The organism is Planobispora longispora, from assembly GCF_016863135.1.
Lineage (GTDB): Bacteria > Actinomycetota > Actinomycetes > Streptosporangiales > Streptosporangiaceae > Planobispora > Planobispora longispora.
Map to the genome: position 1 here is coordinate 273,027 of NZ_BOOH01000023.1, position 15,886 is coordinate 288,912.

Sequence of the window (15,886 nt, forward strand, 5' to 3'; positions counted from 1 at the left end):
TCAATTGCCTCCCGAACCGACAAAACCCGGCCGGGCGGGCCGGGTCCGCGGCCCGCGCCACGCCGCAGCCGGTGAGGGCCGCGCCGTGGCGGATCGGTGGAACCGGCCGGTGGAGCGGGTCAGCGGAGAGGGGCCCCGAACTGCCCGGCCGCCTGCGGGGTGGCCGGGCGCTGGAGGGTCAGGTTGGAGTCGGGGTCGAGGCCCCCGAAGCCGATGATCGGGTCCCTGCCGTAGACGACGTTGACCTGACCGTGGTCGGCGCCGGTGGCGCCGCTGACGTCCTCCCCCGGCACCCCGGCCGCCAGATCGGCTTCGCCGTTGTCGTCGTAGTCACCCGCGGCCAGGCCCGCGCCGAACCGGTCGCCCTGCTCGGCGTTGGCCCCCAGGGAGATCTGCACGAAGAACTGCTGGTGGTCCACCCCGAGCGCGGGATCGTCGGGGGAGTTCTGGCCGTCGTTCTCGCCGTACAGGACGTTGACCCCGCCGACGTCGGCGCGGTTGTCCACCTCGCGGTCCTCCTCGGGCACCCCGATGGCCAGGTCGTCCTGGTTGTCGCTGTTGAAGTCCCCGGCCGCCAGCACCGCGCCGAAGCGGTCGCCCGGGTCGGACGTCTCCGAGACGCCGGCCGAGTTCTGGCTCCACAGCTGGGTGCGGGCGATGTTCAGCCCGCCGGAGGCTCCGTAGAGGACGTGGACCATTCCCGAGCCGCCGTTCTCGCCGGGGGCGCCGATGGCCAGGTCGTCGGGGCCGCCGTCGAAGTCGCCGACCGTCAGCGCGGCGCCGACGGCGTCCTCGGCCTCCCGTCCTCCGGGCAGCGTGCCCTGGGCCCACAGCTGGTCGTCGGCGCCGGTCAGCGGGATGGAGCCGGCGCCGTAGAAGACGTTCACCTCGCCGCCGGGGTCGACGCTGCCCGGCTGGTCGGCCGGGGCTCCCACGGCCAGGTCGTCGAAGCTGTCGCCGTCGAAGTTGCCCGTCGCCACGGCGGCCCCGAACCGGTCGAAGGCGGCCGCGGCGCCCTCGACCAGGCTCTCGTCCTGGTGCAGCCGGCGCACGCTGTCCAGCGCGCCGCCCTCGAAGTGCAGCACGTCGACCGCGCCGGCGTCGACCACGGCGAGGTCCTCCCCCGGGCCGCCCACCGCGAGGTCGGAGCCGGAGCGGCCGACCCGTCCGACCGCGAGCGCCGCGCCCCACTGGTCCCCGGCCTCGACCTCGGCCAGCCCCAGCTGCGCGTTGACCGGGTCCAGGGTGATCGCGGCGTTGAGGTTGAGCAGGGCGCCCGTGCCGCCGGTCAGGATGTGGACCATCCCGGAGTCGGCCCGGTCGCCGGCGATCTCGTCGTCGTCCTCGAAGGGGACGCCGATCACCAGTTCCGATCCGGCCCCGAACAGGAAGTCCCCCACGGTCAGGGAGGCGCCGAAGCGGTCTCCCGGCTCGGCGGCGCTGCCGAGGTTCCCGGAGTTCTGGGTGATGGTCTGCACCCCGCCGGAGCCCGGGCCGTCCGGGCCCCCGTAGAAGACCCGTACCACTCCGGCGTCCGGGACGCCTCCCAGGTCCTCCAGCGGGGAGGCCACGACGAGGTCGGCGAACCCGTCGAAGTCGAAGTCGCCGACGCCGCGGAGGGCGTCGGCCCCGGCCGGGGCGGGGACGAGGAGCGCGGACAACGCGAGAGACGCGGCCGCGAGCGCGGCCACGCGTCGGGCAGAGAACATGCGTGCCTCCGATGGCAGATGTCCCGGGCCCCGCGCCATCCCACCAACCGGCCGGGACCGCTTCCAGGTCCTTGTCCGCACACCGGGCGAGGGGAAATCCCTTGTGGAATTCCCCGGCCCTTCTCGCGCCGGGAAACCGCGCACGCCGGACGCCCGCCGTACCGGCCGGACCGGACCTGGGTATCCCAGTAATCGACCGGCGGGGAGGGAATTACCCTTCGACCATGCCCGAGCGGCCTCGTCCTGACCTCCGGACGGGTCTCCGAACCGGAGACCCGGCAGCCGGAGATCGGGGAGTCAGAGATCTGAGACTCGGAGCTCTGAGACTCGGAGACCGGCTGATCAGGAGGCGGTGATCCCGGTGCCCCGGGCGAGCAGGAGGACGACGTCGAGCGCCGCCACGGCGATGGCCGCGGCGAACGGGGCGCGGGGTGAGCGGCGGCCCAGGGACAGGCCCGCGAGGGCGAGCGCGCAGGCCGCGGCCAGGGCGGCCCAGCCGCCCGCGGCGGGCGGTCCCGGAGGGGCGAGGACGAGCAGGCCGGTCGCCAGGAGGAGCGGGAGCGGGGCGAGCGCGCGGACCCGGCCGGGGCCGAGCCGCTGCGGCCAGCCGCGGACCCCGGTGGCGAGGTCGTCGGAGATGTCGGGCAGCACGTTCGCCAGGTGCGCTCCGCAGCCGAGCAGTGCCCCGGCCAGGACCGCCCACCACGCGGGCCACGGCTGTCCCGGCAGGCCGAGCGTGACGAACGCGGGCAGCGAGCCGAAACCCACCGCGTAGGGGATCCAGGACAGGACGGTCGCCTTCAGGCCGAGGTCGTAGGCCCACGCGGCGGCGACACCGGTCAGGTGGACGGCCCCGGCCGCCGGGCCGGAGGCGAAGGAGAGCGGCGCGCAGAGCACCAGGGCGGTGATCGCGGCGATCCGCACCGCCCGCACGCTCACCGCGCCGCCGACGATCGGCTTGTCCGCCCGTCCCGCCGTACGGTCCCGCCCGGCGTCCACCGCGTCGTTGCACCAGCCGACGGAGAGCTGCCCGGTGAGCACGGCGGCGGCCACCAGGGCGCACCCCGCCGCGTCGCGCCCGCTCGCCACGGCCAGGGCGGTCGTCAGGACGGTGACCGCGGCGGTCGGCCCGGGATGGCAGGCCCGCACCAGCCCGAGGATCACCCTCACGGCGGGGTGGGTACCGGGGGAATGCCCGCTCGTCGTCACGGACCCGATCCTAGATCGTCGTACGGCGGCGCCGGGGGTCTCGGTGCGACGCCTCGCCCTTCCGTCGCCGCACCGAGACCCCCGGCGCCGTCAAGGAGCGCGGGGAGCGACGGAGATCGGTGACGGGTATGGCCGGGGCGAGGGGAGACGGGGATGCTGGGGAGTGCACGGGGCCGGGAAGGCATGAGGCCGGACCGGATGGGCACAGAGCGGGTGTTCTGCCGTCCTTGATCAGGGAGTGTCCAGATGAGCCGTATCGCCGCGGTCCGGGGGGCGCTCCCGCCCAACCGCCACACCCAGGGCGAGATCGCGGACGCGTTCGCCCGGATGTGCCTGCCCGAGGGGACCGACCGGGCGTTGCTCGACCGGCTGTACGCGAGCGCCCGGGTCAGGCACCGGCACCTGAGCCTGCCGCTCGACCGGTACGGCAAGCTCGACGGCTTCGGGGCGGCCAACGACGCCTTCATCGAGGTCGGCCTCGAACTGGCGGCGGAGGCCGTCGGGAGCGCGCTGGAGGCGGCCGGGCTGACGCCGTACGACGTGGACATGATCATGTGCACGTCCGTGACGGGCGTCGCCGCGCCCTCGCTGGAGGCCCGGCTGGCCGGGCGGATCGGGCTGCGTCCCGATGTGAAGCGGGTGCCGGTGTTCGGGCTGGGGTGCGTCGCGGGGGCCGCCGGGATCGCCCGCGTCCACGACTACCTGCGCGGCTGGCCGGATCACGTGGCCGTGCTGCTCTCGGTCGAACTGTGCTCCCTGACCCTGCAGCGTGAGGACGCCTCCGTCGCCAACATGGTGGCGGGGGCGCTGTTCGGCGACGGCGCCGCCGCGGTGGTGATGCGCGGCGAGGAGTGGCGCCCGCGGGCGCCGGACTCGCCCGGGACCCCGCGATCGCCCGGGACGCCGCGATCGCCTGAGGCGCCGGGACAGGCCGAAACTCCGGGACCGGTCGTGGTGGCCACCCGCAGTCACCTGTATCCCGGCTCCGGCCAGATGATGGGCTGGGAGGTGAGCGACACCGGCTTCCGGGTGGTGCTCGACGCGGGCGTCCCCGACGTCGTACGCACCTATCTCGCCGACGACGTGCACGGTTTCCTCGCCGACCACGGTCTGACCGCCGGCGACGTCACGGCCTGGGTCTGCCATCCCGGCGGCCCGAAGGTGCTGGAGGCGGTCGCCGAGACGCTGGAGCTGCCGCCGGGCGCGCTGGACGTCACCTGGCGCTCGCTGGCCGAGGTCGGCAACCTCTCCTCCTCGTCGGTGCTGCACGTCCTGCGGGACACCCTCGATCTCCGGCCGCCGCCGGGGACGCCGGGCCTGATCATCGCGATGGGCCCCGGCTTCTGTTCCGAGCTCGTACTGCTGCGCTGGTAGGAGGCCGCCATGCCGTGGTATCCGCTGCTCGTCCTTCTGATCGGCGTGGAGCGCCTGGCCGAGCTGGTCGTCTCCCGCCGCAACATGCGCTGGAGCCTGGCCCGCGGCGGGGTGGTCGCCGGGCGCGGGCACTACCCGTGGATGGTGGCCCTGCACACGGGCCTGCTGGCGGGCTGCCTGGCCGAGGTGTACCTGGCGGGACGCCCCTTCCTCCCGGCGCTGGGCTGGCCGATGCTCATCCTCGTGGCCGCCTCCCAGGCGCTGCGCTGGTGGTGCATCACCACGCTGGGGCCGCAGTGGAACACCGAGGTGGTCGTGGTCCCCGGCCTGCCGCGGGTGGAGTCGGGACCCTACCGGCTCCGCTGGCTCCGCCATCCCAACTACGTCGCGGTCGTCGTCGAGGGCGCGGCGCTGCCCCTGGTGCACAGCGCGTGGATCACCGCGGCGGTCTTCACCGCCTGCAACGCCGTGCTGATGGCGGTACGGATCCGGTGCGAGAACGCCGCGCTGGCCGCGCTCGCCCCGCCCGCGGAGGGAACGGGCGACCGGACGGCGGATCCGGCGGCCGGGACCGCGCCCGGCGACCGGACGGCGGATCCGGCGGCCGGGACCGCGCCCGGCGACCGGACGGCGGATCCGGCCCCCGGGGCGGGGGCCGGCGGCTCCGCCGACGATCAGGCTCTGGCGTGATCGACGTTCTGGTCGCCGGGGGCGGTCCGGCGGGGCTGGCCACGGCCATTCACGCGGCGGCGGCCGGGATGGAGGCGGTCGTGGTCGAGCCGAGGCCCGGGCCGGTGGACAAGGCGTGCGGCGAGGGCCTGATGCCCACCGGGGCCGCCGTGCTGCGGTCGATGGGCGTCGAGCCGGACGGCTGGCCGCTGCGCGGCATCCGCTACCTCGACGGCCGGCACGAGGCGCAGGCCGCCTTCCCCGGCGGCCGCGGGCTGGGCGTGCGCCGTACCGCGCTGCACGCCGCGCTGTCGCGGCGCGCGGCCGAGCTGGGCGTGCGGGTCGTCCCCGGGAAGGTCACCGAGGTACGGCAGGGCCCCGACGGCGTCCGGGCGGCCGGGTTCCGGGCCCGCTGGCTGGTGGCCGCCGACGGTCTGCACTCGCCGGTGCGGGCCATGCTCGGACTGGACCTGCCCGGCCGCGGGCAGCGCCGGTACGGCCTGCGGCAACACTACCCGGTCGCCCCCTGGACGGACTTCGTCGAGGTCCACTGGGCCGCGGACGGGGAGGCGTACGTGACGCCGGTGGCCGGGGACATGGTGGGCGTGGCGGTGCTGACCTCCCGGCGTGGCGGCTACCCGGAGCGGCTGGCGGCGTTCCCCTCGCTCCTGGACCGGCTGAGCGGGCCGCCCGTGACCCGGGTGCGCGGCGCCGGCCCGCTGCGCCAGCGGGTCCGCACCCGGGTCGCGGGGCGGGTGCTGCTGGTCGGCGACGCCGCGGGGTACGTCGACGCGCTCACCGGCGAGGGGGTCGCGCTGGCGCTGCTGTCGGCGCGCTCCCTGGTCCGCTGCCTGCGCGCGGGCGCCCCGCAGGCGTACGAGACCGCCTGGCTCAGGTTGTCGCGGCGCCACCGGCTGCTCACCGGGGCGCTCCTGTCCGCCCGGCGGCACCCGGCGGCGGCCCGGCTGATCGTTCCGGCGGCGCACCGCCTGCCCGCGGTGTTCGCGGCGGCGGTGCGTGCGCTCGCCTGATTCGCGGCGGCGGTGCGTGCGCTCCCCTGAGGTGCGCCTCCCGGACGCTCCCCCGAGGCGTGCCTCCCGGAGCCCGCGGAGCCCGGCGTCCGTTTCCCGGACTCGGGGTGTGCTCGCCGGATCCGGACGCGTGTTCCCCGGAACGGCCTCAGCTCGCCCGGTGGACCGCGCTCAGCGCGGGGGCGTAATGATCCGTCCCGGAGAAACGTGCCCGCCACTGCCCGCGCCGGTGCCCCCGTACCTTCTCGGCGAAGATCCCCTGGCGGTCCGTGGTGGTGGTCGCCACCGTCGTCCAGTCCTCCCGGGCCCCGGCCCGGTGCAGGATCTCCACGGGCCGGTCGGCGAAGGGCGCGTAGTCCAGGTACCCCTGCGGGTCGACCCGGTTCAGCACGCCGCTGACGCGTACCGCCCGACCTTTCCTCTCCGCCTCGACGGCGCTGAACACGGTCTCGCGCTTCAGCCAGAACTCGGCGTGCCGGGTGACCGTCGTCCCCTCCGTTCCCCGGGCGGTGGCGACGATGGTCCACAGGCCGGCGGGGTACCAGCGGTTCAGCCGGGTCTCGGGCAGGAACCGCCAGGTCTCCCAGCCCTCGCCGGCGTCGTCCTGCCCGAGCCGCCGCGGGGGTTCGGCGTCCGCCGGTCCCGACGGCGACGGCTCCGGGGACGGCGGCGCGACGGACGGCGGCGCGACGGACGGCGGCGCGAACACGGAAGACGGGACGACCGCGGCGGGTGACGGGATCGAGCCGGACGACGGGGCCGCGGAGAACGAGGACGCCGGATCTGACGGCGACCCGGTGGACGGCGACCCGGTGGACGGCGACCCGGTGGACGCCGGGGGCGCCACGGAAGGCCTGGGGGCGGACGGCTCCTGCGCCCTCGGCCTGGGGGCCGCACCGGGTTCGACCCGGATCGTCACGCCCTCGGATCCCGAGGCTCCGCGGGCGACCACATCGATCACCAGGCGCACGGCGCTGTCCGGGCGGACCACCGGTTCCGCGGGGCGGACGGTGATCGAGCGGATCACCGGGCCACCGGCCGCGGGTTGCGCCGCGGCCGCCGCGGGCACCGCGCAGGCCCCGGCCGCCATGGACGCGAGAAGAACTCTAACCCTCATGATCACGACGCTAGGAAGCGTTCGGTAATGGCCGTTGGACGACACCTGCCCGGTTGGGCAAAACACCGGGGGCGTCCGCTCCCGCACGGGGAACGGACGCCCTCAGGGTCTCCGGCCGACCGGCGCCGGAGCCGGTCGGCCCGGGGCCGTCAGCCCTCGTACATCGAGGCGATGACCTCGGCGTACTTGGCGTGGATGACGCGGCGCTTGAGCTTCAGGCTCGGGGTGAGCTCCTCGGTCTCGGCCGTCCACTCCACCGGGAGCAGGCGCCAGCGCTTGACCTGCTGGACCCGGGCGAGCTTGTCGTTGGCCGTCTCGACCGCCGCCTCCACGGCCTTGAGGACGTCGGGGTGCTCGGCGAGCTCGGCGAGGGTGGTGAACGCGATGCCGTTGGCCTGCGCCCAGCCGGGGGCGACCTCGCCGTCGAGGGTGAGGACGGCCACCGGGTACGGCCTGCCGTCGCCGAAGGCGAGGGCCTGCCCGATGATGGGGTGCTCCTTGAGGTAGCTCTCGATGTTGGCCGGGGAGATGTTCTCGCCGCCGGCGGTGATGATGAGCTCCTTCTTCCGGTCGACGATCTTGACGAAGCCGTCCTCGTCGATGGAGCCCACGTCCCCGGTGTGCAGCCAGCCGTCGGCGTCCAGAAGCTCCTCGGTGGCCTCCGGCCGGTTCAGGTAGCCCTTGGTGTTGAGCGGGCTGCGGGTGAGGATCTCGCCGTCCTCGGCGATGCGGACCTCGACGCCGGGCTCGGCGCGGCCGACGGTGCCGAGCTTGTAGTGCTCGGGGCTGTTGGCGGTGAAGGCGCCCGTCGTCTCGGTCATGCCGTACACGTCGAGGAGCTTCATGCCGAGGCCGGCGAAGAAGCGCTGCACCTCCAGCGGCATGGGGGCCGCGGCGGTGGCCAGCCAGCGGGCGTTGTCGAAGCCGATCATGGACCGGATGATCGCCAGGAGCGCGGCGTCGGCCTGCTCGTAGGCCTGCTGGACCTCCGGCGTCACGGTCTGGCCGTGCTGGCCGGCCTCGACGTAGGCGAGCCCGGCGGCCATGGCCTTGCGGACGTTCTCCTGCTGCTCCTCCGGCTGGGTCGCCAGCAGGGACTGCAGGCGGGCCATCATCTTCTCCCACACGCGGGGGACGCCGAAGAACAGGACCGGCTTGACCTTGCCGAGCGTCGCGCCCAGGTTCGCCAGGTCGGTGCAGAAGTGCACGTGGGAGATCTTGAACAGCGGCAGGTACAGGCTGAGCACCCGCTCGGCGATGTGCGCGTAGGTCAGATAGGAGATCTGGGTGCCGTGGGTGGGCAGCGAGGTCATCCGGTCGGTGGCGCCCACCTCGTAGAACACGTTGGCGTGGGTGAGCGGCACGCCCTTGGGGTTGCCGGTGGTCCCCGAGGTGTACAGGACCGTCAGCACGTCGTCGGCCTTGACCGCCCGCCAGCGGGCCTCGACGGCCTCCGGGTCCTCCGCCAGGCGCTCGGCGCCCAGGGCCAGGAAGTCGTCCCAGCTCATGTACCTGTCGCCGGCCGGTGCGCCCTCGAGCATGATGATCTTCGTGAGCCCGGGCAGCTCGCCGAGGATCGGCTCCCAGCGGGCCAGCTCGGCCGGGCCGCCCAGCACCGCGACCTTGGCGCCGACGTTGCTCGCGACGAAGGCGATCTGGTCGGGGGCGAAGGTGGAGTAGACCGAGCAGGGCACCGCCCCCGCGTGCACGGCGCCGAGGTCGGCGAGCACGTGCTCGCTGCGGTTGACCATCATCAGCGCGACGGCGTCTCCGGGCCCGGCGCCCAGGGCGGCGAACCCGGCCGCGATCTCCAGGACCCGCCGGCGAGCCTCGGCGTAGGTGATCGTGGTCCAGCCGTCCCCGTCCGGATCCGAGTAGGCCGGCGCCTCGGGATCGCTCTCCGCCGTCTGCTTCAGTTGCTCGCATACGGTACGGCCCGCGATCGTCTCCTGGATCGACATGCGTTCCGCAAGGACATCGGCCATGACGCGCCTCCAGAAAGTGCTTACTTGCACGATGGGATGCATCGCACCACACCGGGTCAGCGCAGACAAGACCCCCGCGGCAGGAATCGTTCCGGCACTCCCCCGGACGCCACCGGTATCCTGCTGCCCTCCCCTCCTCCGGGCCCGGGGCTCGCCATGCCGCGGGCCGGGACGGCTCGCCCGATATAGGGCCCATCATGGGATGATCCTCCCGTGAACCAGGTGCTCGATCTCGTCGGGATCTTCGTCTTCGCGCTCTCCGGCGCGCTCGTCGGCGTCCGCAGGAGACTGGACGCGGTCGGCATGGCCGTCCTGGCCGCGGTGACCGCGCTGGGCGGCGGGATCCTGCGGGATCTGATCCTCAACGTGCCGCCCGCGGCCTTCTCCAGCGTCGGCTACGTCGTCACTCCCCTGGCCGCCGCGGCCATCGTTTTCTTCTGGCACCCACAGGTGGAGCGGGTGATGCCCGTGGTGAACGTGTTCGACGCGGCCGGTCTGGGCCTGTTCTGCGCGGTCGGCACCGAGAAGGCGATGGACTACGGCCTGAGCCCGCTGCACGCGGCCCTGCTGGGGGTGACCACGGCGGTCGGCGGCGGCGTGCTGCGCGACATCCTGGCCGGGCAGACTCCCACGCTGCTGTACGACCGCCAGCTCTACGCGGTGCCCGCCATGCTCGGCTCCGGGGTGATGGCCGTGCTCTACGTGATGGACCTGCACGGCTGGCCCGCCACCCTGGCGGCGGCCGTCCTGGCCTTCGGGCTGCGGATCGCGGCGGTGCGCTTCCGGTTCCAGGCGCCCCTCGCCCGCGGCGTCACGGCCGAAGAGTGACCACGCCCCGGCACACCCCGACCGTGCCGCGGCAGCCCCGACCGCCCTCCGGTCGCACCCCGACCGCCCTGCGGCCGCGCCCCGGGTCCGCCCCCGCTCCGGTCACAGCGCCGGGGTGAGCGGCTCGGCCGGGCGCGCGCCGTACGAGCCTCTCGTCCTGGCCTCGGCGATGCGCTCCACGGCCTCCTCGACGACCTGGGGCGGCTGGGTGAACGGCAGGCGCAGGCGGCTCTCCAGCGTGCCGTCCACGCCGAACCAGGTGCCCGGCGCGAGCCGTACCCCGTGGCAGGCCGCCGCGTCGGCCAGCGGGCCCGCGGCGGGCCCGTCGAGCCGGACCCAGAGCGACCCGCCGCCCTGCGGGACCGTGAAGGACCACTCGGGGACCCGCTCCCGCAACGCGGCGACCAGGGCCTGCCGCGACGCGCCCAGGGAGCGCCGCCGCTCGGCCCTGGTCTCCTCGATCCGCTCGAACAGGCGGGTCACGACCAGCTGCTCGAACAGCGGGCTGGCGATGTCCACGGCCGCGCGGAGCACGGCCAGGCGGCGGACCGTGGCCGCGGTGGCGCGGATCCAGCCGATGCGCAGGCCGCCCCACCACAGCTTGGAGGCCGACCCGACGCTGATCACCCGGTTGTCGGTGTCGAACGCGCCCAGCGGCGCGGTCCGGGGCACCTCGTCGATCGCCAGCTCGCACCACGTCTCGTCCACCACCAGCGTGGTGTCGTTCCTGCGGGCCGCGCCGACCAGCCCGGCCCGCGCGGCGTCGTCCATCAGGTGCCCGGTCGGGTTCTGGAAGTCGGGGATCACGTAGGTCAGGCGGGGAGCCGACTGGCGCATCGCGCTGGCGAACAGGTCCAGGTCCCAGCCCTCCTCGGGGATGCCGACCGGGACGATCCTGGCCCCGCGCATCCTGGCCAGGTCGATCGCGTGCGGGTACGTCGGCGACTCGATCATCATAGCGTCGCCCGGCGCGAGCACCATCATGATCACCAGGTGGATCGCCTGCTGCGCGCCCGTGGTGACGAGGATCTGCTCGGGCAGGGTGGCCAGGCCCCGGGCGGTGTAGCGGGCCGCGATCGCCTCGCGCAGCGGCCCGATGCCGACCGGATCGTAGCCCATGCCGAGCCCGTAGCGCGGGTAGTGCTCGCTCGCGTAGGCGATCGCCTCCGGGAGCCCGGCGGTGGCGTGCGGCGCGGCGCAGTGCAGCGGGAGCAGGCCGTCGTCGCCCGCCGCGATCCACGGGTTCTCGGTGCCGAGCGCGCCGGGATCGGGCAGCGCGGTCCAGCTCCCCGCGCCCTGCCGGCTCTCCAGGTAGCCCTGCTCGCGGAGACGGTCGTAGGCGGCGGTCACGGTGGTGCGGCTGACGCCCAGGGCGTCGGCGAGGTGGCGCTCGGCCGGCACGCGCACCCGGACGGGGAGCCGCCCGTCGAGGATCAGCGACCGCACGGCCCCGGCCAGCGCCCGGTAGTAGGGCCGCGCGCCGGGGTCGATCGCGACGAGCCTGGCCAGCTGGTGTCCGCTCAGATACCGGTCCATACAGCACAGCATAAGGCCATTTATGTTGATTGGACCTTTTATCCCTGCCGGGCAGCCGCGACGATTGACCGTGTTATGAGCGAACTCTCCCTTTCCACCCGCACCTCCCTCCCCAACCGTCTCGTCCGGCTCTACGCGGGCCTGATGCTCTACGGCGCCGGCATCGGCCTGCAGATCGAGTCCCACCTCGGCAACGACCCCTGGGACGTGTTCCACCAGGGCCTGTCGGTCCGCTTCGGCCTGTCGATCGGAACCTGGATCATCATCGTGGGCGCCGCCGCGATGCTGCTGTGGATCCCCCTGCGCCAGAAGCCCGGCATCGGCACCCTCAGCAACGTCGTCTTCCTCGGCCTGTTCGCCGACGCGACCATATGGCTGGCCCCCACGCCGGACTCGCTCGCCGTCCGGTGGGCTTACCTGCTCTTCGCCGTCGTGGCCATCGCCGCGGCGACGGCGCTGTACATCGGCGCGGGCCTGGGCCCCGGCCCCCGCGACGGCATCATGACCGGCCTGGTCCGGCTGGGCCTGTCGATCCGCCTGGCCCGGACCCTCATCGAGGTGACCGTGCTGGCGGCCGGCTGGCTGCTCGGCGGCACCGTGGGCGTGGGCACCCTGGTCTTCGCCGTCGCCATCGGGCCGCTCACCCAGTTCTTCATGCCGCGGCTGCGGTTCTCCGGCGCGCAGGCTCAGGAGCAGACTCAGGAGCAGGCCCGGGAGTAGCCCCGCGACCGGCCGGGCGGAGCGGGGCGGGCGCATCCGGTCCACCGTACCCGGCCGGCAAGCAGACAACCTCCGGCCGGAGGACTGACGGCGGGCCCCCCGGGTATTAGCGTCGGATCATGCGGATCGAGGACTACGCCCTCATTGGCGACATGCAGTCGGCGGCCCTGGTCGGCCGGGACGGTTCCATCGACTGGCTCTGCCTGCCCAGATTCGACTCCCCCTCGTGCTTCGGGGCGCTCCTCGGCGACGAGGACCACGGGCAGTGGTGGCTCGGTCCGGCCGAGGGTGGGCGACGCCCCTCCGACCGGCGGCGTTACCGGGGTGACACCCTGGTGCTGGAGAACGAGTGGGACACCTCCGGCGGCACCGTCCGGGTCATCGACTTCATGCCGCCCCGGCAGACGAATCCCGACCTGGTCAGGATCGTCGAGGGGGTGTCGGGCACGGTGGACATGTCCACCGAGATCCACATCCGTTTCGACTACGGCCGGACCGTTCCCTGGGTGCGGCGCACCGGCGACCTGCTGCACGCCGTCGGCGGCCCCGACTCGGTCTGGCTGCACTCCCCCGTGCCGCTGCACAGCGTCGGGTTCTCGCACGAGGGCTCCTTCCGGATCTCGGAGGGCGAGCGCGTGGCGTTCACCTTCACCTGGCACCCGTCCCACGAGGATCGCCCCATCGAGATCGACCCCTTCGAGCAGCTGACCGAGACCGAGGCCCTGTGGCTGGAGTGGGTCGAGCAGTGCTGCTACAAGGGCCCGTGGCGGGACGCCGTGGTCCGCTCCCTCATCACGCTCAAGGCCCTCACCTACTCCCCCACCGGCGGCATCGTCGCCGCCCCCACCACCTCCCTGCCCGAGGACCTGGGCGGGGTCCGCAACTGGGACTACCGCTTCTGCTGGCTTCGCGACGCCACCATGACCCTGGACGCCCTGATCGGCGCCGGATACCTGCAGGAGGCCCGCGACTGGCGGGCGTGGCTGCTGCGCGCCATCGCCGGCCGGGCCGAGGACCTGCAGATCATGTACGGCGTCGCCGGGGAGCGCCGCCTGCCGGAGCTGGAGATCGGCTGGCTGCCCGGCTACGAGGACTCCCGGCCGGTCCGGATCGGCAACGGCGCGGTCAACCAGCTCCAGCTCGACGTCTACGGCGAGGTGATGGGCTCGCTGTATCTGGCGCGCACCTCCGGCATGGAGGCGGACGACCGCGCCTGGACCATCCAGCGGCAGCTGATCGACTACGTCGAGGCCCACTGGGACGAGCCCGACGAGGGCCTGTGGGAGGTGCGCGGCCCCCGCCGCCACTTCACGCACTCCAAGATGATGTGCTGGGTCGCCATGGACCGCGCGATCAAGTACGTGGAGGTCCTCGGCCACAAGGGCGAGGCGGAGCGGTGGCGGGAGGTCCGCGACCGGATCCACGCCGAGGTCTGCGAGAAGGCCTACGACCCGGTGCGCAACACCTTCACGCAGTCGTACGGCTCCCAGGAGCTGGACGCCGCCCTGCTGCTCATCCCGATCGTCGGTTTCCTCCCCCCGGACGACCCGCGGGTGATCGGGACCGTCGAGGCGGTCGAGCGCGAGCTGCTGGCGGACGGGTTCGTGCTGCGCTACCCGGTGGCCAGGGACAACGACGTGGACGGCCTGCCGGGCGGCGAGGGCGCGTTCATCGCGTGCAGCTTCTGGCTCGCCGAGGCCCGGGCGATGATCGGCCGCCGGGACGAGGCGGTCGAGCTGTTCGAGCGCCTGCTGGCCCTGCGCAACGACGTCGGCCTGCTCGCCGAGGAGTACGACCCGCGCTACGACCGCCTGGTCGGCAACTTCCCGCAGGCGTTCAGCCACGTCCCGCTGATCCACACCGCCCGCGCGCTCGGCTGAGCCCGTCCGTGAGGCGAACCCGTCCGGGACGGGCGGCGGCGTGTCACCGGGCGCCGATCACGGAGTACACCCTCACCGGGACCGGGTGACCGCTCCGGGGGCCCGGAAGGCCCTTTCACCGGGTGCCGGGAGGATCTCAGAAAAATCTTGGAACTGACTGTAACAATCCCCCGGGATCGCCTCTCTTATCTGACGACCGACACGATGAGGGGAACGGGAACCACGATGAGCGGCGACTTCTACGTCACGACCACCGACTACTACGACACCGACGGCGACGGCGGCACCGACGTCCAGCTCATCGACACCGACGGCGACTACGTGGCCGACGAGGAGCGCTACGACACCGACGGCGACGGCGTGACCGACGTGGTCTACCTCGACCACAACGGCGACGGCTACACCGACGAGGTGCGCGTCGACCTCAACGGCGACGGCGTCTCCGACTACACCGAGTACCAGGGCCCGTTCCCGACCGCCTGACCACACCATCCGGCATGAGCCCGTGCGACCCCCGGCCAGGGGAGAACCCGGATCCGGGCCGCACGGGCCGCCGACGAGGAAGGCCACCGATGAGAGACCGACGCGCGCTCCTTTCCCTGCTGCTCCTGGGCTGCCTGGCACTGGCCGGGTGCGGCCAGGCGGCGGGGCTGGGCGGAGACGCCGCGGCTCCGGGCGGGGAGGCGGCCAGCACCGCTCCGCCGTCGGCGTCCGCCGGGAAGGGCCAGGGCGGCCAGGACGACGTGCAGCGCCTGCGGCCCAAGGAGCAGAACCGGCCCGGCGCGGCGAAGACGCCGGGCGGGGCCGGATCGGCCGGAGCCTCGGGGGGATCGGGCACGGACGACGAGGCCGGCGGGCAGGACGAGTCCGGCGCGGGGGGCGCGCCGGGTCCGTTCGGGCCCGTCACCCTGGCGCTCGCGCTGGCGGCGGGGGCTCTCGCCCTGATCGCCGCGGGAGTGCTGCTGTGGTTGCGCAACCGCAGGGCCGCGTCCGCTCCCGCCGAGCGGCGGGACGGATCCGGCGTCGCGGGAGCGCCCGGCCCGGTGGCTCCGTTCCCCTCCGCGTCGCCGGCCGCGCCGGCAGGTCCGGTCACCGGGCCCGTGACGGGGCCGGTCACGTACCGGGGACCGGAGGAGGCGACCGCGCAGGTGCGCGCCGTGCCGGCCGGACCGGCGGCGCCGCCCGCGCCCGCCGCACCGTCAGGACCGTCAGGACCCGTCGCGCCGCCGCCCGCGGAGGCCGCGCCGGCCGGGCCGTTCCCGGCGCCGGCCGCGCCGTCCGGATCACCCGCGACGCCTGCGGAGTCGCCCGCCGCCCCTTCGGAGCAGACCGGGACGCCCGTGTCGGGCCCGATGGAGGACGCCCTGGCCGAGGTGGCCGGGAGCGGGATCAGCCAGGCGCTCACCCAGCAGGTGGAGCGTCTTTTCGCCGGTGGGGGCCCCGGCCGGGAGGCTCTGATCGAGGCGTGCATCGGCTACCGGGACCAGATCGCCGAACGGCATCCCCGGCTGGCCGCCACGCTGCTGGAGGGACTGAACCGGGCGGGGGTGCGGGAGATCGTCGCCGACGGGCAGCGCTTCGACCCGCGCCTGCACGAGGCGTTCGGCACCGAGCCGACCGACCGGCCGGAGCTGCACGACGTCGTCGCGGAGACCATCAAGCAGGGGTACGCCGACGGCGACCAGGTGATCCGCGTGCCGCAGGTCGCCGTCTACCGGTACGGGGCGGGAACCCCCGAGCGGCCGGAGAGCCACGGGCCGTCCGGAGGCGACGAGCCGTCCGGGACGGAGGACGCGCGATGAACGTCTCCGCCCGGAGCGCGGCCCGC

The 15,886-nt window shown here is 74.2% G+C and carries 13 protein-coding genes; 8 read left to right on the forward strand and 5 right to left on the reverse strand.

The window, feature by feature from the left end:
* Positions 1-119: 119 nt before the first annotated feature.
* Entirely contained in the window at positions 120-1,709 is a 1,590-nt protein-coding gene (locus Plo01_RS17070; RefSeq protein ID WP_203891565.1) for an FG-GAP repeat protein, read from the reverse strand.
* Between the two features lie 342 nt (positions 1,710-2,051).
* The gene (locus tag Plo01_RS17075) at positions 2,052-2,879 is read right to left on the reverse strand and encodes a UbiA family prenyltransferase (RefSeq protein WP_239316498.1); all 828 of its coding nucleotides are present in this window, start codon (positions 2,877-2,879) and stop codon (positions 2,052-2,054) included.
* A gap of 285 nt (positions 2,880-3,164) precedes the next feature.
* Between Plo01_RS17075 and Plo01_RS17080 the strand changes: the two genes are divergently transcribed.
* From Plo01_RS17080 to Plo01_RS17090, 3 genes are read left to right on the forward strand one after another with little or no spacing between them, the layout of a single operon-like run.
* The gene (locus tag Plo01_RS17080; RefSeq protein WP_203891566.1) at positions 3,165-4,292 is read left to right on the forward strand and encodes a type III polyketide synthase; all 1,128 of its coding nucleotides are present in this window, start codon (positions 3,165-3,167) and stop codon (positions 4,290-4,292) included.
* Positions 4,293-4,301: 9 nt separating this feature from the next.
* Entirely contained in the window at positions 4,302-4,982 is a 681-nt protein-coding gene (locus Plo01_RS17085) for an isoprenylcysteine carboxyl methyltransferase family protein (protein WP_203891567.1), read from the forward strand.
* Positions 4,979-5,992 (forward strand): NAD(P)/FAD-dependent oxidoreductase, encoded by a 1,014-nt coding sequence (locus Plo01_RS17090; RefSeq protein WP_203891568.1) that lies wholly within the window; start codon positions 4,979-4,981, stop codon positions 5,990-5,992. Before Plo01_RS17085 ends, Plo01_RS17090 begins: the two co-directional genes overlap by 4 nt.
* A 148-nt stretch (positions 5,993-6,140) precedes the next feature.
* Here the strand turns inward: Plo01_RS17090 and Plo01_RS17095 are convergent, their stop codons facing one another.
* Complete coding sequence (locus Plo01_RS17095) at positions 6,141-7,109, reverse strand: hypothetical protein (RefSeq protein ID WP_203891569.1); 969 nt, start codon at positions 7,107-7,109, stop codon at positions 6,141-6,143.
* A 149-nt stretch (positions 7,110-7,258) separates the two neighbouring features.
* Positions 7,259-9,094, reverse strand: coding sequence for an AMP-dependent synthetase/ligase (locus Plo01_RS17100; protein ID WP_203891570.1), 1,836 nt, complete (start codon positions 9,092-9,094; stop codon positions 7,259-7,261).
* A 213-nt stretch (positions 9,095-9,307) separates the two neighbouring features.
* Between Plo01_RS17100 and Plo01_RS17105 the strand changes: the two genes are divergently transcribed.
* Positions 9,308-9,922 carry a trimeric intracellular cation channel family protein gene (locus Plo01_RS17105; RefSeq protein WP_203891571.1) on the forward strand — a complete coding sequence of 205 codons (615 nt, stop codon included), beginning with the start codon at positions 9,308-9,310 and terminating at the stop codon, positions 9,920-9,922.
* 102 nt (positions 9,923-10,024) lie between these two features.
* Here the strand turns inward: Plo01_RS17105 and yczR are convergent, their stop codons facing one another.
* Positions 10,025-11,458, reverse strand: coding sequence for a MocR-like transcription factor YczR (gene yczR / locus Plo01_RS17110; protein WP_203891572.1), 1,434 nt, complete (start codon positions 11,456-11,458; stop codon positions 10,025-10,027).
* A 75-nt stretch (positions 11,459-11,533) separates the two neighbouring features.
* Between yczR and yczE the strand changes: the two genes are divergently transcribed.
* The 4 genes from yczE (at position 11,534) to grpE (ending at position 15,860) form a co-directional block, all read left to right on the forward strand.
* Positions 11,534-12,178 (forward strand): membrane protein YczE, encoded by a 645-nt coding sequence (gene yczE, locus Plo01_RS17115; RefSeq protein ID WP_203891573.1) that lies wholly within the window; start codon positions 11,534-11,536, stop codon positions 12,176-12,178.
* Positions 12,179-12,297: 119 nt separating this feature from the next.
* Complete coding sequence (locus Plo01_RS17120; protein WP_203891574.1) at positions 12,298-14,058, forward strand: glycoside hydrolase family 15 protein; 1,761 nt, start codon at positions 12,298-12,300, stop codon at positions 14,056-14,058.
* Between the two features lie 204 nt (positions 14,059-14,262).
* Entirely contained in the window at positions 14,263-14,541 is a 279-nt protein-coding gene (locus tag Plo01_RS17125) for a hypothetical protein (RefSeq protein ID WP_203891575.1), read from the forward strand.
* Between the two features lie 89 nt (positions 14,542-14,630).
* Entirely contained in the window at positions 14,631-15,860 is a 1,230-nt protein-coding gene (gene grpE, locus Plo01_RS40990) for a nucleotide exchange factor GrpE (protein WP_203891576.1), read from the forward strand.
* Positions 15,861-15,886 lie beyond the last annotated feature (26 nt).